Source organism: Methanoregula sp. (assembly GCA_041645435.1).
Taxonomy (GTDB): Archaea; Halobacteriota; Methanomicrobia; order Methanomicrobiales; family Methanospirillaceae; genus Methanoregula.
This window is the reverse complement of record JBAZQB010000004.1, coordinates 13480-31154: the sequence shown is the minus strand read 5'-3', so window position 1 is coordinate 31154 and position 17675 is coordinate 13480. Positions and strand designations below refer to the sequence as shown.

Genomic DNA, 17675 nt, shown 5'->3' with positions numbered 1-17675 from the left:
CAACCTAATCGACAACCTAATCGACAACCTAATCGACAACCTAATCGACAACCTAATCGACAACCTGCTCAGGCCATCACGTACCGCGTAGAACGCCCCTTTCCTTCGATCCTGATCAGGTTCTGCTCAATCATCTGCCCGAGCTCCTTGCCTGCTGCCTGCCGGGAAATGCCATACAGACGCATCAGATCCCCGCTCTTCACCGAACCGTGGGCATGGATGAACTCGATAATCTTCATCTGCCGCTCGGAAAGAGCCACCTGCCCCCCGGATACCTTCCGGTGCTCATCAGACGAGAGCAGCAACACCCGCTCCTTCACACGGTGTAGGGAGATCTCCACCCCTTCCGTAAAGTACTCCAGCCATACCGTGCAGTCCGGATAGGTCAGGTTCACCGCTTTGAGCACATTGTAGTAGGCAGGCCGGTCGCTGTCGTAGAAATCATCCAAGGTAAAGAACCGCTTGATATCGAACTCCCGCATTGCGAGAACAAGGGTAGCGAGCGCCCGGGCCGTTCGCCCGTTCCCGTCCACAAACGGGTGAATCCGCACGAGTTCGTAATGCGCGATCCCGGCAACCAGTACCGGATGCATCTGGTGCGCTGCATCGGAATTCAGCCAACCGGTAAGCGCGTTCATCTGCGGGACAACCTCTTTTGGGGGGGGTGGGGAATACACCACCTCTCTGGTGAGGCGGTTTCCGACAACAACCTGCACCTTCCGGAACGCCCCCTCCGTTGCCGGGTCATCCAGCGTATCAAGGGTGACGTCGCGGTGCAGGGAAAGGAGGTTCTCTTCTGAGATCATACCGTCCTTCTGGTACCGGTCAATGTGTTCCAGCACCCGGAGGTAGTTGAGCACCTCGTTTTTTGCCCTGCGGGCAGCCATAACCTCCCTGCCCTCGGAAAGCCGGCTCACTTCCTCAAGGGAGAGCGGGTTCCCCTCTATCGCTGTGGATGCATGTGCAGCCCGGACCAGTTGTTCCCTGCGGATCGACACCTCCCATTTCGGGATCAGGTGTGCATGAAGGATCACCTCGCGGGCAGCAGCGATATCCGAAAGCCTTCTCACCATCCGGTGGGTGTAGGTAAAGTCCGGTGAAAAGGTTCGGCTCTCCATCATACCATTGTTCCCTTTCTTCACTGTTGCCCCCCACCTTTTTGGATATTGCAGTTTTTGCTCCGGTACAGTGATATTCCTTTGGATAGCTATCTCAGTTCATCCGCCAGAACGTTAACAGTCGATGCATCTTCGAGACACAATCGCACTCTGGATTACTATATCCCCCTTTGAATTTTTGAGAAGCCGCTTATCCCGGCCCGCACTAAAAAAAAGAATCCTTAAATCTTCCCGCTCGATATCTTGGCAAACGTTGCGGTAAAGATCCCCGGCATCCCGCGTATCTCTTCCATCACGCTGTCGGGAACATCGCTGTCCACGTTCAGGACCATGATCGCATGCTCGCCGGGCTGGACCCGGCCGACCTGCATGCCGGCAATGTTGATGTTGTTCTTCCCGAGGATGGTGGATGCCCGCCCGATAACGCCCGGCTTGTCCAGGTGGCGTGACACGATCACGTAGCCTTCGGGGATCATGTCCATCGTGTAGCCACCGACTGCGACAATGCGGCTGCGGCCCTTAAAAAAGACCGTCCCGCTGACCGTCTCTTCACCCTTGTCGGTCTTGATCCGGATGGTGATAAGGTTCTTGAACCCGCTGGACTCCTGCGTGACGGTCTCGCTGACGGCGATGCCGCGTTCCTTTGCTATGAAATCCGCGTTCACGATATTGACCGGCTGCTGGAGCACCGGGTCGAGAAGCCCCTTGAGGGCAAGGCGGGTAACGTACTTCATGCTGCCGGCATAGGCCGAGAGTTCGCCGCCGTAGATGAGTTCCACGGAGGAGAGCCTGCCGCCCGCGATCTGGGTAACGAAGCGTCCCATCTTCTCGGCGAGCTGGGCAAAGGGTGCAAGCACTTCCGCATGCTCGGGCGGGACCATCGGGGCGTTGACCACGTATTTCGCAGCCCCGCCCTTCAGGACTTCAATGCACTGCTTTGCAACCGAGACTGCGACATTGACCTGCGCCTCGACCGTGCTTGCCCCGAGATGGGGGGTCACGATGATCTGGTCGAGGGTGAGGAGCGGGGATTCGGTCGGGGGCTCGGTCTCGAATACATCGAGGGCTGCCCCGGCCACCTTGCCGCTCTTGACCGCATCGTAGAGCGCCTTCTCATCGATGATACCGCCACGGGCGCAGTTGATGATCCGCACGCCGTCTTTCATCGTCGCGATGCTCTTTTCGTTGATGACGTGCTTCGTCTCGGCGATCAGGGGGGTGTGGACCGTGATGACATCCGCGACCTTGAAGAGGTCGGCCATCGACATCATCTCGACGCCGAGCTGGGCCGCCCGTTCCTTGGTGATGAAGGGATCGTAGGCAACGCATTTCATATCCATCGCGTTTGCCCGCTTTGCCACTTCACGCCCGATGCGCCCGAACCCGACAATACCGAGGGTCTTTTCGTTCAGTTCCACGCCCATGAACTTGCTGCGCTTCCACTCTTTCTTCCTGAGGCTCGCGTTCGCCTGCGGGATATTGCGGGCAAGGGACTGCATCATGGCCATGGTGTGCTCGGTTGCGGCAAGGGTATTTCCCTCCGGCGCATTGGCAACGATAATTCCCTTGCGGGTCGCTGCATCCATATCGATATTGTCCACGCCGACACCGGCACGCCCGATGAACTTCAGCTTTTTGCCTGCCTCGATCACCTTTGCATTGACATCCGTGCTGCTCCGCACGAGCAGGGCATCGTAGTCCCCGATGATCTTGATGAGCTCTTCTTCCTTGAGCTCAGTCTTAACGTCCACATCGACTGCCGCCCGCAGGATAACAAGCCCTTCTTCCGCCAGCGGATCACTGACGAGCACCTTTGCGTTTGCCATAAAAACCCATAGAATATCGCCGCCATACTTAATCAGGGTTATTCTTTGCGGGCCGGCTGGCGCTCAGGCAATATATGGAGAAAGATTGCGCCATGCTGTTCCAAGCAAGTGAAATACGGCATAAAAATATCAGAAAATTTTTGTGAGGCTCCCCCGTCTCAGGGCCTCTCCGAGGCACAGCGGGGCAAGGTGGTTTTATTATCGTAATCGCTTAAACCGTGGCTGGAGTAAGGAAAAGCAGGATCCTCTCCCAGCATAAAACTTGAAAATCAAAGGGGGTCAAGGGGGGCTCCCCTTGGGCTGCCTCCCCCTCTGGGGGAGAGAGGGAGTCACCCTCATTATTTACAACGAGGGGGAATCGGACAATGGAGCAACCGGTTCAGGAAACTAATCCAAACCGTCAATCAATAAGCAACCCCCATAACCACCCCTCCGGCAGGGTAACGCGATGATAATTATTATACGAGTGAAGTCGACATCATAAGTGGTGCGAGCATGAAAAATGTCCCTAATATTCTCTGGTTAGAGGAGATCAGGAAGGAAGATATTATTTCTGTCGGGGGTAAGGGAGCGTCTCTTGGGGAAATGGCCTCTATCGGCCTTCCGGTACCGAGAGCCTTCGTGGTCACCGCCCAGGCCTTCCGCAGGTTTTTAGTAGAGACCAATCTTGAAGAAAAGATTTTTTCATCGTTCGATAAGCTCGATGTGGAGGACAACGCAGCGCTCGAAAAGGCTGCCGACCATGCAAAAGAACTGGTGATGAAGGCAAAGATGCCGGCAATCATCAGCGAGGAGATCAAAAAGGCATACAAGAAGATGTCTGGCGACGATCTCATCGTGGCCGTGCGCTCGAGCGCAACTGCAGAGGATCTCCCGGACGCCAGTTTTGCCGGCCAGCAGGAGACGTTTCTCAATATCAAGGGGGAGGCAAACCTTCTCGACTCCATCCAGAAGTGCTGGGCATCGCTCTACGGGGCACGGGCGATCTATTACCGGGCAAAGCAGGGATTCGATGACCACTCGGTCAATATCGCCGTTGTCATCCAGCAGCTCGTCCATTCCGAAAAGGCGGGAGTTATGTTCACCTCCCACCCGATCACCGGTGAGCCCAATACTATTATAGAAGGCTCGTGGGGACTGGGCGAAGCAGTGGTCTCCGGATCGGTTTCTCCCGACAAATACGTTTTTGATCAGCGGACCGAGAAGGTCATTGACACGCTCATCTCGAACAAGAAAGTCGAGATCATCGCCGACGGGAATCACGGGACAAAACTGGTGGATGTTTCCCCGGCCCGGCAGGACGCACAGGTGCTCTCGGATGCAGAAGTTGCCAAGCTGGGCATGTACGGCAAGATCGCCGAGAACCATTACGGGATACCGCAGGACGTTGAATGGGGCATAGTGAAAGGGACCATCTACATCCTCCAGTCCCGGCCGATCACCACCATCGGAGCAAAAAAGGAGAACAAGAGCATGACCGGACAGAAATCGGAAGCAAAGATCATCTTAAAAGGTCAGGGTGCAGCACCCGGTATCGCTTCAGGAAAAGTCGTCGTTATCCGGGATGTAAAAGACACGGGTTCGGTCCGTGAAGGTGACATCCTTGTCACGAAGATGACCAACCCGGACATGGTGCCGGCCATGCGCAAGGTCGCAGCGATCATCACTGATGAAGGCGGCATGACCTGCCACGCAGCTATCGTGAGCCGTGAACTCGGCACGCCGGCAATTGTGGGCACCAAGAATGCCACCAACGTGCTCAGGAACGGCCAGCTGATCACGGTCGATGGCGAGATGGGGCTTATCTACGAAGGATTGCTCCCGCAGGCAGCAGCCCCGGTACAGGGAGCCGCTCCCCAGCGGCTGGTTGCCCCGGCCTCCTCGCTCATCACCGCAACCAGCGTCAAGGTCAACGTCTCTATTCCCGAAGCGGCAGCCCGGGCAGCGGCAACCGGTGCTGATGGTGTCGGCCTCCTCCGGATCGAGCACCTTATCCTCGGCCTGAACAAGACGCCGGGCTGGTTTATTGCCAACAACAAGGAAGATGAGTTTGTCAGGGAACTCCACGACGGCATCAAGATTGTCCTCGATGCCTTCCCGGGAAAAACCGTCTGGGTGCGGACACTCGATGCCCCGACCGACGAGTTCCGGAATATGCAGGGCGGCGAGACCGAGCCCCTCGAGCACAACCCGATGCTCGGCTGGAGAGGCATCCGGCGCGATCTCCAGAGCCCGGACCAGTTCCGGATGCAGGTCGAAGCGTTCAAGCGCCTCTGGAAAGAGGGATACGAGCACCTCGGTATCATGTTCCCGATGGTCTCCCACCCCAAGCAGTTCCTTGCAGCAAAGGAGATGATGCGGGCCTGCGGTGTCGATGTCGAGAACGTCACGCTCGGCATCATGATCGAGATCCCGTCGAGTGCGATCATGATCGAGGAGTTCTGCCGGTGCGGGATCAAATTCGCCTCGTTCGGCACCAACGACCTTGTTCAGTACACGCTCGCCATCGACCGCAACAACGAGAATGTGGCGGATATGTACGAGCCGCAGCACCCGGCCGTCCTGCACCTGATCCATAACGCGATCCAGACATGCCGGGCTTACAACATTGAATGCTCAATCTGCGGCCAGGCCGGCTCTGACCCGAAGATGGCAACATGGTTGGTCGAACACGGGATCACGAGCATCTCGGCCAACATCGATGCCATCGCCAAGATCCGCGAGGCGGTTGCCCGCACGGAAAAGCGCATTATCCTCGAAGCCGCGAGATCAAAAGATGCTGAATAAGGGTTGTCCTGAAGAAGAACTCTTCTCTTTTTTCTCCCAAAAAAAACGGGAGGACCTGGATCACGATTACATCCTGAGCTCCATGTGCACGCTCCCCCACCCGGTTGCGGTGCGGGCACACTGTATGTTTATGGAGACAAACCTTGGCGACCCGGGACTGTTTCCCGGGACTGCATCCCTTGAACAGCTCCTGATCAAACGATTCGGCGTGCTCTATAACTGCCCGGGTGCCGGGGGATATGCCACCAGCGGGGGCACCGAATCCAACCTCCAGGCACTCCGGCTGGCAAAGGTGCAGAAAAAAGAGATCGCCTATCCCAATGCAGTAATCCCGGAATCAGCGCATTTCTCTTTCAAGAAATCCTGCGACATCCTGGGCATTGAGATGCGGGGAGTGCCGCTTACCGATGAACTGCGGATGGATGCCGATGCTGCCGCAGAGCAGATTGACAGCAACACGATCGCCCTTGTCGGGATTGCCGGCACCACCGAGTATGGTATGGTCGATCCCATCGCCGCCCTTGCAAAGATCGCGTACCAGCACAGCGTGTTCTTCCACGTGGATGCGGCCTTTGGCGGTATGGTGATCCCGTTTATGGAAAAGCCGATCCCGTTTGACTTCTCCCTGCCCGGTGTCACCACGATAGCCGTCGATCCGCACAAGATGGGCATGAGCACGATTCCCGCCGGCTGCCTGCTCACCCGGGAACCGGACCTGCTCAATTCCCTCAACATCGACACCCCGTACCTTACCGTAAAACAGGAGTTTACCCTTGCCGGCACCCGCCCGGGAGCACCGGTTGTCGGGGCGCTTGCGGTGCTGGATTACCTCGGGTTCGAGGGCATGCGGGCGATGGTAAAAGGGTGCATGAAGAATACGCACCGCCTTATCGCCGGCATGGAAACATTTGGCTTTGGGCGGGCGGCAACACCGGACGTGAATGTTGCCACCTTTATTGCAGCAAAAGAAGATATCCCGAAACCGTGGAAGGTCTCGTGGACGAGACCGGGGCACCTGCGGATCGTCTGCATGCCCCACGTGCACGGTGCACGCATTGATGCATTTTTAACAGATATTGGTGAATTACATGCTTGACAGACTGGTAGAATCATTAGAAACCTGCCCCATGGTGAAGCGGGGAGAGTATAACTATTTCATCCATCCGATCACCGATGGCGTACCGATCGTTGAACCCGCACTCCTCCGTGATGTCTGCACCGCGATGATCAAGGTGATGGACTTAAACAACGTCGACAAGATCGTGGTCGTGGAAGCGATGGGCATCCATATCGGTTCGGTGCTCTCGATTATGACCGACATCCCGATGGTTGTCATGCGCAAGCGGGTGTACAATCTTCCCCACGAGGTCCCGGTCCACCAGACCACCGGCTACTCGAAAGGCGAACTGTACCTCAACGGAGTCTATAAGGGCGACCGGGTCGTGATCATCGACGATGTGGTCAGCACGGGAGGCACCATGAAAGCGCTCTTAAAGGCTCTCGAGATTGCCGGTGCTGAAGTGGTCGATGTCTGCATCGCAATTCAGCGGGGCGACCCGGATATCGGCCGCCCGTACAAGTCACTCGTAAAGATCGAGGTCGGCGAAAAGGTGCACGTGGTTGAACGATATCTCTGATCTGGTCAGTCAGTTACAGCAGCGGGGGGCACATACCGTTGCCCTCCAGTTTCCGGCCGGACTGAAGCGGCGGGCAGCGGAGTATGCTGCCGGGCTCCGGCAGGCCGGTTTTGCGGTGATCGTCAGCGGCGATCCCTGCTATGGGGCCTGCGATCTCGCGCTCGATACATTAGCCCATGTTGATGTACTCGTGCATATCGGCCATACCCCGGTCGATGACCGGGAAAATGTGATCTTCGAGCCCTACCCGGTCGGGTTCGATGTCACTGTGCTGGCACATGCCCTCCCGCTCCTCAAAGAAAAGACCGTGGGACTCGTCACTACCGTGCAGCACATCCACCTTATTCCGGCAATGGAAACATTCCTTCGGGAGAAGGGGATCGATGTGCGGGTGGCAGACGGGGGAACACGGGCACCCAACCGGGGGCAGGTGCTCGGGTGCAGCTTTGCGGCAGCCCGGGCCACCCATGCTCCCGAAATTCTCTTTGTCGGCACCGGGGTCTTCCACCCGATCGGCATTGCGCTGTCCACGGGAGTACGGGTGATCGCGCTCGATCCCCTGGCCGGCATTGCCCAGGAGGTGAGCGGGGACGCACTCCTGCGTCGGCGGTTCGCGGTGATCGAAAAGGCACGGGGTGCAGAAACCATCGGTATCATCGTGAGCTCCAAGAGCGGGCAGGCACGGATGGCACTCGCAGAACGCTTATCAGTGCTCTCACCCAAAGCAGTGATCGTTACCATGCGGGAGGTGAGCCCTGACGAGCTGCTCAACCTCGGGTTCGCCTGCTACGTGAACACGGCCTGTCCCCGGCTTGCCTACGATGACCAGGTACGCTTTCCCGCACCCGTCCTCTCGCCGCAGGAGTTCGAGATACTCTGCGGTGTGCGGACCTGGGACAACTATGCCATTGACGAGATTGTATGAAACTAAAACAACTTGAGATGACACTCCAGAAGGCGAAAGGGTATGCCAAACCCCGGCCTTCGCTCGAACAATACATGACCCCCGCCCCCCTCGCCGCCCGCATGCTCTACCACGCCCTCATGAAAGGTGATATTGAGGGGAAGAACGTCTGCGATCTCGGGAGCGGTACCGGACTGCTGGCGATCGGCGCTTCACTCCTTGGCGCTAAGTCAGTAAAAGGGGTTGAAAAAGATCCCAATGCCGTGGTCGTGGCACAGGAGAACGCCGCTCTCCTCGGGGCAGAGGTGGAATTTATCACGGCAGATATCCTGGATACAACCCTGCAAGAGAAGATCGGCGCATGCGACACGATTGTCATGAACCCGCCGTTCGGGGCGCAGAAGGTTCATGCCGACCGCCCGTTCATCGACCTTGCGATCCGGACCGCACCGGTGGTCTACAGTATATTTAATGCAGGTTCCACCCCATTTGTAAAAGCCTTCATCCGTAAACGGGCGGAAGTCGCCGAACAGGTCGGCAGTGCATTTGCCATCAGGCGCACCTTTGCCTTCCATACCCGGGACGTGCTGGAGTTTGAGGTCGAGATCCTACGACTGGTACGGAAACCATAACCCCGCCCCGCAGCACGACAAAGACCATCACCGGACTTGCCGCTGCCCATATGGTCACCGACATCTACATGCCGGTGCTCCCTGCGATACTTCCCTTACTCATTTTGAACAACGGTTACTCGTACTTTACCGCGGGCCTTCTGATCACGGCCTACAATGTCACCTCCTCGTTCACCCAGCCGGTGATCGGCTGGCTTTCCGACACAAAAGGATTAACGATCAATATCAGTATCAGCCTGCTCATCTCTGCGGTATTTGTCGCGCTGATGGGTATTGCCCATAACTATTACCTTATCATGCTCTTTGCCATCCTCGCCGCACTCGGGCATGCCTGTTTCCACCCGGCAGCGCTCAGCATGGTGAGCCGCTTATGCACCAGTGAGAACCGGGGCCGGCTCACGTCTTACTTTGTGGTCGGGGGCAATTTCGGGTACGCGATTGGCCCGGTACTTGCCGGGGCCCTTGTCTGGTGGCTGGGACTGCCCGGGCTCCTCCTGCTGGTCCTGCCAGCGATCGTCATGGCCTTTGCCCTGAAGTATATCCTGCCGGGAGGCATCACAAAAGCCTGCCCGCCAAAAGCCGCACCGGGAGATACGCCGCATACGGTCACGTCTAAAAAGCCGTTTATCATCCTGATGATCGCTTCCATCCTCCGGGCATGGGCGATCTTTGCCGCCATCACGTTCCTGCCGATGTATCTCGTCACGCAGGGGTATGACCTCGTTATGGCAAGCATGGTAGTCACCCTGATGCTGCTCGCCGGTGTAGCCGGGCAGGTTGCCGGGGGGCATTTCTCGGACCGGTACGGCAGGAAAGAGTTCATGATCTTCGGGCTGGCCCTCTCGATCCCCCCGTTCTGCGTTTTCATGCTGACGGGCGGGATTCTTTCGATCATGGGGTTGATCCTCTTCGGGTTCTTCCTCTGGTCCACCTTTGCCGTTGCCGTTGCCATGTCCCACGAGCTCCTGCCCGGGAACGTGGGGCTCGCCTCCGGCATCATGCTCGGGCTTGCAATCGGCTTTGGGGGTCTGGGAGTCGCCGTCAATGGCATCATCGCCGACCACTACTCGCTGGCCGCAGCGCTCGGGACCATCCCCATCCCGATTGCTGCTGCCATCCTCCTGATGATCGCGCTCCCCTATCCGTGGAAGCTGCTCCGGCAAAAGGTGCATTAAAACAATACCATAAAATGCCGGTATCCTTATATGGTCGGATTCAGAAATGAGATCATTGAGGTTGTAGTATGGATAAGACAGGTATTGTTGCGTTAATCATCGGAATTGTTCTGTGTGCACTGGGGGGTTATGGCATATGGGCGTTTCTGCCCGAGGTCATTATCGCCGTAAAAGGGTTGATCGGGATCGTAGCCGTCTGTATCGGACTCATGCTGGTTATCTTTGGCATCCTGATCGTCAAGGACTAAAGCTGCACTGATGAATTGAAAAAAGATAAAAAACTATTTTTATATCTTGACAACGAGACACTGGGAGCCTGCGGTTTCGAGCACCGGCTCTTTCTTGTCGGCAAAAAAGTCATCAAATGCCTTTTTCACGCCGGGCGCAGTGACATAGTCATGGGAGAGGATGATGCCTCCCGGGGTCATCCGGGAGTAGAAGAACTCAAGGCACAGCCTGGAGCTCTCGTAGGTATCAACGTCAAGATTCACCATCGAGAAGGCCTTATCGGTTACCGGCCCTGATGTATCGGGGAAGAACCCCTTATAGAAGAACACATTGCTGTTGTCTTTGAGGTAGGCTTTTACCGAATCATAGGAGGCAGCAAATTTGCCCTCGTAAAACGGCCAGACCATGTCGATATCTTCTACTTTGGGCAATCCTTCGAAGGTATCAAAGAGGTGAAGGGATCTGTCGCCCTTTGCCGAACAGATGATCTTTGCCGAACCGCCTTTGTACACACCGACTTCCGCAATATCGCCCGGTACTTTCTGCGTCCGTTTCACTGCCATATAGATATGGTATGCCTCGATGTCTTCGAGCAGAAGTTCGGTTTCAGACCGGATTTTCTTTAAGATCCTTGCAAACTCCTTGCGATCTGAACAGCCGTAGTGAGAGAACCTGCCCCGGTTTGCGATATCGTTTCCAATAAAGGGTTCAAAAAAAACGAATTTGCGGAATTTCAGAATATACCTGCTCGGCACAAGGGAATCAACTGCACTGAACAGGTGCTTCTTAGGAAGAAGGCTCATGTCTTTATGCATTGGTTTTCCTAAAATTTATAGTGTTTTATACAAGGATTCCGGGGTTATCCCATCAAAGGGTTTTTGGGGGGATTTACTGCGGATTGCCATCCACATCCAATTCGTCCAGAAACGGCATCAGCCCGGAAATATACGGCGCAGCCTTCCCACCTTTTGAACGGGTTTCTCCCACGGTTACGATTTCGACCATCAGGGGAAATTCGCGCATGGTCTGTTCAAACGAGGGATCGTTCTCCCGGGTAAACCGGAGGAAACTGCTGACGGCAATATAGGGTCGCTCGAATTCCGGGGTCTGGGCAAACTCTTCCTGGACCGATTCAAGGGTGCGGGTGCGGGCGAGGTCTGCTTCAAAAAAAAGGATCACTACGACTCCATAGGTACGGGCGATCTCATCGAGAAAACGGACATCGAGAGTCCGACCTTCAAAAACGCCAAGAGCACCCAGTTTTTCTATGGGCGTTGTCCCTCCGAGAGCGGACCAGGCTTTCATTTTTTCCATGAAAAAGGTGGGTGGGCGACAGGTGTAAAGCTATGGATTGGGGCGGAAAAAAATTACTCCCTGCCAAACCTGTTGAGCAGCGAGAAGCCAACGCCAAAGAACAGGACTGCCCCGACCGGCCAGACCGACCATGTTATTCTGCCATTGGAGTACACATCCATGCCAACAAAAAACACACAGATCATAACCATGACCGCGATGCCGTACCACCATTTCTTCTCGCTTTTTCCCTGCATGGCTTCCTTCATTATACTCATACTATCACAGAGACATTGTGGCTGATGGTTAAAAAAGAATGCAGGAAAGGGACCCGGGTATCCCGGTTCAGATATTGCCCTGTGTCGATCCCTGTTTTGGCACAAAGGCATTCGCGATGAGGTCCTTGTTGAACGACGAGGGAACGGTGCCCGTCCGTGCGTAGGTATAGAGCGCAGTAACAAAGATCCCCTGCATAGCCGATGCCACAACGAAGAGAATGGCAACAACGATAACCAGCAGCGCGATAGCGAGAAGGAAACTCTGGCTGACCATCCAGATCGCAAAGATCCCCAGGGCTGCGATAATCCCCATCACCAGAAAAACAAGGAAGATTGAGCCGCCGCCAATGATACTCTCTCCCCAGGTCTTTTTGATCAGGGATACGGAGTCTTTTACCGAGTCGACAACGCCTTTGTCCTCAAGGATAAGGATCGGGACGACAAAGAAGGTGACAAGGCCCCAGGCCCCGCCGATCAGGGCAGCTGCGATCTGGCCGATAAAACCAACATTGTCCTCAAGCGCCTGAAGAATGATTCCCACGGTTGCAGAGATCAGTGACCAGGCAAGGATCGATCCGATATGCCGCGTGGCATTTGAGAGCCCGTCACTGATCGTCGTTTCCTTCCCGTTCAGCCGTGCATTGACACAGGTGATCAATGCCGTGTTGAAGAAGATCACCACAAAATAGCTGGCTGCATAGAAGACAAACAGGAGCCCGTAAAACATGACCGGGCTCAGGTTGCTCCTGCTCATGAAACTGCCGGTCAGCAGGAGCGGGAGGGCAAAGGTAAGAATGACAATAAGCGAGACGATCCCCGAGAGTAACGGGAACACGAGAAGCTTTTTGTCGTCCATGAGAATGTCCCAGCTCGTCTTTACGAGCGCGAAACTTCTGCCAATACTTTCAAACATAGGATCGAAAGGTGGGACGTGCAGGAAAAAGAAGGTTGTGCAAAATGAACCGGAAGACATGGGAGTGGACATGATCCGGGATTACCTGTATTTTTTTAGACCGGTGAAAAGATCCGGAGCGCAAAGACGCACCGGTATTCGGGTAATTCTATATATCCCAAAGGTTACCATTACAGAAACACAGAATCGCGCAACTGGTGCCCGGCTGGGATTCGTGTACTGGCTGGAACGGGCAAATCGGAAATCCCTTAAAAGGATTATCTATGATAACCGTCCTCTACGTCGATGATGAAGAGACACTCCTGGAGATTGGAAAGACCTACCTTGAGATGTCGGGCGGAATTTCCGTAGACACCGCCCTGTCGGCTGATGAGGGGCTGCAGAAGATCAGGATAAACGCTTATGATGCAATCGTGTCTGATTACCAGATGCCGGGTATGGACGGTATCCGGTTTCTGACCGTCATCAGGAAAGAGTACCCCCACCTCCCGTTCATCATTTTTACCGGGCGAGGCAGGGAAGAGATTGTCATCGAGGCATACGAGAAAGGGGTTGATTTCTACCTCCAGAAAGGAGGGGCGCCCAAACCTCTCTTCACCGAGTTGTCCCATAAGATCCGGGCGGTTGTGGATCACCGGCGGGACGAGGCGCGGGTAAAAACCTTCAACCGGCTGTATTCCGTCCTGAGTGCCACCAATAAGGCGATCGTCCATGTACGGGACAAAAAAGAACTCCTTTCAGAGATCTGCCGGATTGCCGTGGAGATCGGAGGATTTGCTCTCATATGGGCGGGCATTGCCAATCCTCAGACCCGCACCATTGAACCCGTTACTTCCTTTGGGGATGACGACGGGTACCTCCACGATGTCTATATTTCAATGGACGAAGGGCCCCGGGGGTCCGGTCCGAGCAGTGTAGCATTCCGCACAAAGAAGTACATGATCTGCAATGACATTGCCACGGATCCATGGATGGATACGGTAAAACAGGCTGCACTGCAGCGCGGGTACCGGGCGCTTGCGGCATTCCCCTTCGCACTTGATACCACAGACGCCGGGGTAATCACCTTCTATGCACCGGTCCCGGGTTTTTTTGATGACCACATTGTCAGCCTGCTTGAGGAGATGGCGCATGACATCACGTTTGCCTTTGGCACGATCAATGACGAGTTGCGGAGAAAAGAGGCAGAAGCTTCCTTAAAGAAACGCAATCAGGTCTACCAGACCCTGACAATGAACATCCCCGGTATCGTCTACCGGGTGTTTCTCAGGGAACATGGCCGGATGGAATTTTACAACGATGAACTCCCGGTATTGACCGGGTACACTTGTGAAGAACTTACTGCAGGGAAGATCTGTTCCATAGAGCTCCATATCCTGGATGACGACCGCCAGGTGGTCATCTCCACAGTTGAAAAGGCCATCAGCACTCACTCGCCGTTCCGGGTCGAATACCGGTTCAGGGCAAAGAATGGAGAGATCCGGACATTTCATGAACGGGGTCGCCCGGTGTACGATCCTGAAGGAGTCCCGGAATTTATCGACGGTGTCATATTCGACGCTACTGAACAGAAACGGATGGAGTCTGCCTTGCAGGAAAGCGAACAGAGGCTTATAAATCTGGTAGCAAACCTGCCGGGTATGGCGTACCGGTGCCGGGGGGATCGCAACGGGATTATGGATTACGTGAGCGAAGGGAGCCTCCCCCTGACGGGATATGAACCAGCAGCGCTGGTAAACAATACGAAAATTGCTTACAGCGATCTGATTCATCCTGAAGACCGCACGATAGTCCGGAACCAGATCCTTGATGCTATTGCGCAGAAGAGACGCTTCGCTCTCGTTTACCGTATCTTAACCGCAGACAGAGAACAGAAATGGGTCTGGGAACAGGGGAGTTGCATGGAAGGGCGGGCAGGAGAACCTGCAGTGCTGGAGGGATTTGTCACCGATATTACCGAACGGGTAAACAGCGAGCGTGCACTGGAGGAGAGCGAGAACCGCTATCATACGCTCTTCGAAACAGCAGCTGAAGGAATTATCGTCGTGGATAGCGGAACCCGGGAATTCCTGCATGCAAATCCTGCGATATGTGCCATGCTCGGCTATTCCGAGGATGAATTTGTCGGCATGCACGTGAATGACATCCATCCGGCAGAGGATCTCGCGTTCGTCCTCCGCGAGTTCGAAGCACTCTCCCAGGGGGAGAGACAACGGGCAACTGATATTCCCTGTTTACGGAAGGACAAGGAGGTCATTTACGCGGATATTGCCACGTCCCAGGTCACTATCGACGGCAGGCTTTGTATTGTGGGGTTCTTCTCCGATGTCACTGAGCGCAAACTGCGACTTTTACAGATGCAGGCTGAACATGAATTTTCCATCGCCCTGATAAACAAACGGACACTGCCGGAGCTCCTGTCGTTTGGCGTAAATTCGGCGATCGGGATATCCCGCATGGACTGCGGGGGCATCTACCTCGTTGATCCAAAAACCCGTTCAATGGACCTGGTCTATTCTGCCGGTTTGTCCGATGAGTTTGTAAAAATTATTGCTTATCTCGCAGCGGACTCCCCCCAGGCTCGCCTCGTGTACCGGAAAAAGCCTGTATATTCGCAGCACTCCTCGTTGATTGACCCCGACAACTTGGGGAGGAAAGAGGGGATACGGGCAATTGCCGTCATTCCTGTCCTCCATAATGATGAGGTGATTGCCTGTTTCAACATCGCCTCCCGAACAAGGGATACGGTACCGGAACAGGACAGGGCCCTCCTTGAAACAGTCACTTCCCAGATGGGCAATGTCATCGCACGCGTCCAGGCAGAGGAGGCGTATCACGAGAGCGAGAAGCGTTACCGGCGGCTCGTCGAAGCCGTCACCGATTATATCTATACCGTCCACATTGAGGGGGGCAGGGTAACTGATACAACGCATGGTCCCGGATGTGAAGCGATTACCGGGTACCGCTCCGATGAGTTTGCTACCGACCCCTACCTGTGGTTCCGGATGGTTGTCGAAGAGGACCGCCCCGCAATCGTCAGACAGGCCGAAGAGGTGCTTGCAGGGAAAGACCGGACACCCCTTGAACATCGCATTATCCGCAAGGACGGGTCGATACGGTGGGTGAAGAATACCCCCGTATCGCGGCACAACCAGAAAGGAGAACTGGTTGCATACGATGGTTTGATCGAAGACATCACCGACCGGAAACAGGTCGGTGAGGCATTGAAACTTACCAATAAAAAACTCAATCTCCTCTCCAGTATAACACGCCATGACATCCTCAACCAGATGGTAGCGCTCCTGAATGTTCTCGATATGATCAAGGAGCAGGAACCGGATGAATCTTTAAAAAACCTCCTTGTACTGGGGGAACGGGCAGCAGAGAATATCCACCGCCAGATCCGGTTTACCGAGGAATACCAGGATCTCGGGATCACCACGCCGCAGTGGCAGAATGTCCGGAATACGTTCCTGCATGCTGCAGGACTCCTGCAGACAGGGAACGTGCGGGTAACTGCAGATACAGGTTCCGTCGAAGTATACGCAGATCCGCTCTTTGAGAAGGTCTTTTACAATCTCATCGATAATGCGCTCACCCACGCGGGAAAGATCTCCAGGATCTCACTTCAGTACCATGCAACAAATAACGGTCTAGTCATGACAGTAGAAGATGACGGTATCGGTGTCCCCGCTGAAGAGAAGAGTCTCATTTTCGACCGTGGGTTCGGGAAACACACGGGCCTTGGCCTGTTCCTTTCAAAAGAGATCCTCTCCATCACCGGTATGGCCATCACCGAGACCGGAACGCCGGGGAAAGGGGCACGGTTCGAGATCCATGTGCCAAAAAGCGCCTTCCGTATTGCCTGAACCACATCCTGGCAATCAGATATATCGCCTACCGGGAAATGTGCCGGGGCAAAACCGGCAATTCAGCTTAATTTTCCTGCTCTGTAGAAAACCTTTTTTCATGTAATATATTGCCCCCCTCTTGCGCCACCAGTCCCCCGTTGGGGGACGGGCGCAGTGCGATAGCCCGAGTAAGGTTACCGGTAATACGTTGTCATCGCAATGGGGGGGTGCCCCAGTGGCGGGGGAAAAAGCCCCCGAGAACGTCAGAGTTTTCTAAATGATTTCTACAAAGCAAATTTTCCGGGTACGTGTTTTTAAAACAAGAGTCCCCCCGGTAAAAACAGTCAGGGGTTCAGGCATCCCGCCGGAACCAGATGAAGAGGATTCCCAGTGCGGCAATTCCCGGGATCGCATTAAAGCCGCTGGCCTTTGTCGGCTGGGGGGAGGGTATTATAACCGGGGGGGTGAGTGTGGGGAGCACGGTCGGGACCGCAGTCACCGGTTGTCCCGCCACCGGCTGGCTGAGCGTGATCACGCTGCCCGGCACGACGTTGCCGGTAGTATCGATCTCTTCTGCCTGCAGCAGCATCACCTGACCACTCTGCGGCTGCGGGACGACACCATCTACGGTGACCTGAAGGGAGACGTCGTTGCTGTTGGGGTAGGAGAGGATCTCCCCGTTCACAAACGCAGCCGAGCCCGATGCACTCTGCTGTGCGGCATTCCGGCCATTTTGCAAGACCTGGATGTTCCACCGGGCATTCACCAGCCCGGTCTGCATCTGGAGCTCGTGACCTTTGATAAACGTAGTGGAACCCGAGGGACCGATGTAATACGCTGCGGTTACCTGCTGCTGCCCACCGATTACCAGAGGGGGGTTGGGTGCATAAGAGACAGCAGAGAGGGTGAATGTGGCCGCTGCCGGCGTGACCAGAAGCAGCAGGGCTATAAGGGCAGACGAGATGAGGGCGATTCGGTGCAACATCGGATTCATAAAAGGAATCGCGGCCGGAAAAAGATAGATGTATCGTTC

15 protein-coding genes are annotated in these 17675 nt (G+C 55.2%); 8 read left to right on the top strand and 7 right to left on the bottom strand.

What is annotated here, in order from left to right:
* Positions 1–68 precede the first annotated feature (68 nt).
* Together WC593_09000 and serA are read right to left on the bottom strand one after the other, a co-directional pair.
* Positions 69–1121, bottom strand: a complete 1053-nt coding sequence (locus tag WC593_09000; GenBank protein ID MFA4825280.1) for a Fic family protein — start codon at positions 1119–1121, stop codon at positions 69–71.
* Between the two features lie 218 nt (positions 1122–1339).
* A complete protein-coding gene (gene serA, locus WC593_08995) occupies positions 1340–2944 on the bottom strand; it encodes a phosphoglycerate dehydrogenase (protein MFA4825279.1) in 1605 nt (534 codons plus the stop codon).
* Positions 2945–3439: 495 nt separating this feature from the next.
* Between serA and ppsA the strand changes: the two genes are divergently transcribed.
* From ppsA to WC593_08960, 7 genes are all read left to right on the top strand, one after another.
* Positions 3440–5731: a phosphoenolpyruvate synthase gene (gene ppsA / locus WC593_08990; GenBank protein MFA4825278.1), complete on the top strand. Its 2292-nt coding sequence runs from the start codon at positions 3440–3442 to the stop codon at positions 5729–5731.
* The gene (mfnA, locus tag WC593_08985; protein ID MFA4825277.1) at positions 5721–6827 is read left to right on the top strand and encodes a tyrosine decarboxylase MfnA; all 1107 of its coding nucleotides are present in this window, start codon (positions 5721–5723) and stop codon (positions 6825–6827) included. Before ppsA ends, mfnA begins: the two co-directional genes overlap by 11 nt.
* Positions 6820–7368 carry a hypoxanthine/guanine phosphoribosyltransferase gene (gene hpt / locus WC593_08980; protein MFA4825276.1) on the top strand — a complete coding sequence of 183 codons (549 nt, stop codon included), beginning with the start codon at positions 6820–6822 and terminating at the stop codon, positions 7366–7368. Before mfnA ends, hpt begins: the two co-directional genes overlap by 8 nt.
* A complete protein-coding gene (dph2, locus tag WC593_08975; protein ID MFA4825275.1) occupies positions 7352–8293 on the top strand; it encodes a diphthamide biosynthesis enzyme Dph2 in 942 nt (313 codons plus the stop codon). Before hpt ends, dph2 begins: the two co-directional genes overlap by 17 nt.
* The gene (locus WC593_08970) at positions 8290–8904 is read left to right on the top strand and encodes an METTL5 family protein (GenBank protein ID MFA4825274.1); all 615 of its coding nucleotides are present in this window, start codon (positions 8290–8292) and stop codon (positions 8902–8904) included. The genes dph2 and WC593_08970 overlap by 4 nt, the downstream gene beginning before the upstream one ends.
* A gap of 50 nt (positions 8905–8954) precedes the next feature.
* Positions 8955–10079: an MFS transporter gene (locus WC593_08965; protein ID MFA4825273.1), complete on the top strand. Its 1125-nt coding sequence runs from the start codon at positions 8955–8957 to the stop codon at positions 10077–10079.
* 68 nt (positions 10080–10147) lie between these two features.
* The gene (locus WC593_08960) at positions 10148–10327 is read left to right on the top strand and encodes a hypothetical protein (protein MFA4825272.1); all 180 of its coding nucleotides are present in this window, start codon (positions 10148–10150) and stop codon (positions 10325–10327) included.
* Between the two features lie 39 nt (positions 10328–10366).
* Here the strand turns inward: WC593_08960 and WC593_08955 are convergent, their stop codons facing one another.
* The 4 genes from WC593_08955 to WC593_08940 all read right to left on the bottom strand — a co-directional run bounded on the left by WC593_08955 (position 10367) and on the right by WC593_08940 (position 12791).
* On the bottom strand, positions 10367–11110 hold the full coding sequence (locus tag WC593_08955; protein ID MFA4825271.1) for a TylF/MycF/NovP-related O-methyltransferase: 744 nt from the start codon (positions 11108–11110) through the stop codon (positions 10367–10369).
* A gap of 85 nt (positions 11111–11195) precedes the next feature.
* A complete protein-coding gene (locus WC593_08950) occupies positions 11196–11621 on the bottom strand; it encodes a hypothetical protein (protein MFA4825270.1) in 426 nt (141 codons plus the stop codon).
* A gap of 53 nt (positions 11622–11674) precedes the next feature.
* Positions 11675–11878, bottom strand: a complete 204-nt coding sequence (locus WC593_08945) for a hypothetical protein (protein ID MFA4825269.1) — start codon at positions 11876–11878, stop codon at positions 11675–11677.
* Positions 11879–11945: 67 nt separating this feature from the next.
* The gene (locus tag WC593_08940) at positions 11946–12791 is read right to left on the bottom strand and encodes a DUF6159 family protein (protein ID MFA4825268.1); all 846 of its coding nucleotides are present in this window, start codon (positions 12789–12791) and stop codon (positions 11946–11948) included.
* Between the two features lie 263 nt (positions 12792–13054).
* Here WC593_08940 and WC593_08935 point away from each other — a divergent pair, with 263 nt between their 5' ends.
* Positions 13055–16660, top strand: a complete 3606-nt coding sequence (locus WC593_08935) for a PAS domain S-box protein (GenBank protein MFA4825267.1) — start codon at positions 13055–13057, stop codon at positions 16658–16660.
* Positions 16661–16994: 334 nt separating this feature from the next.
* On the opposite strand, the gene WC593_08930 is transcribed toward WC593_08935, so the two are convergent.
* Positions 16995–17627, bottom strand: a complete 633-nt coding sequence (locus tag WC593_08930; protein MFA4825266.1) for a hypothetical protein — start codon at positions 17625–17627, stop codon at positions 16995–16997.
* Positions 17628–17675: the final 48 nt, after the last annotated feature.

Bases quoted from the DNA above. Each gene is read 5' to 3' on its own strand.
- WC593_09000 (MFA4825280.1), bottom strand. From the start codon at position 1,121: ATGATGGAGAGCCGAACCTTTTCACCGGACTTTACCTACACCCACCGG.
- serA (MFA4825279.1), bottom strand. From the start codon at position 2,944: ATGGCAAACGCAAAGGTGCTCGTCAGTGATCCGCTGGCGGAAGAAGGG.
- ppsA (MFA4825278.1), top strand. From the start codon at position 3,440: ATGAAAAATGTCCCTAATATTCTCTGGTTAGAGGAGATCAGGAAGGAA.
- mfnA (MFA4825277.1), top strand. From the start codon at position 5,721: ATGCTGAATAAGGGTTGTCCTGAAGAAGAACTCTTCTCTTTTTTCTCC.
- hpt (MFA4825276.1), top strand. From the start codon at position 6,820: ATGCTTGACAGACTGGTAGAATCATTAGAAACCTGCCCCATGGTGAAG.
- WC593_08970 (MFA4825274.1), top strand. From the start codon at position 8,290: ATGAAACTAAAACAACTTGAGATGACACTCCAGAAGGCGAAAGGGTAT.
- WC593_08965 (MFA4825273.1), top strand. From the start codon at position 8,955: ATGGTCACCGACATCTACATGCCGGTGCTCCCTGCGATACTTCCCTTA.
- WC593_08960 (MFA4825272.1), top strand. From the start codon at position 10,148: ATGGATAAGACAGGTATTGTTGCGTTAATCATCGGAATTGTTCTGTGT.
- WC593_08955 (MFA4825271.1), bottom strand. From the start codon at position 11,110: ATGAGCCTTCTTCCTAAGAAGCACCTGTTCAGTGCAGTTGATTCCCTT.
- WC593_08950 (MFA4825270.1), bottom strand. From the start codon at position 11,621: ATGGAAAAAATGAAAGCCTGGTCCGCTCTCGGAGGGACAACGCCCATA.
- WC593_08945 (MFA4825269.1), bottom strand. From the start codon at position 11,878: ATGAGTATAATGAAGGAAGCCATGCAGGGAAAAAGCGAGAAGAAATGG.
- WC593_08940 (MFA4825268.1), bottom strand. From the start codon at position 12,791: ATGTTTGAAAGTATTGGCAGAAGTTTCGCGCTCGTAAAGACGAGCTGG.
- WC593_08935 (MFA4825267.1), top strand. From the start codon at position 13,055: ATGATAACCGTCCTCTACGTCGATGATGAAGAGACACTCCTGGAGATT.
- WC593_08930 (MFA4825266.1), bottom strand. From the start codon at position 17,627: ATGTTGCACCGAATCGCCCTCATCTCGTCTGCCCTTATAGCCCTGCTG.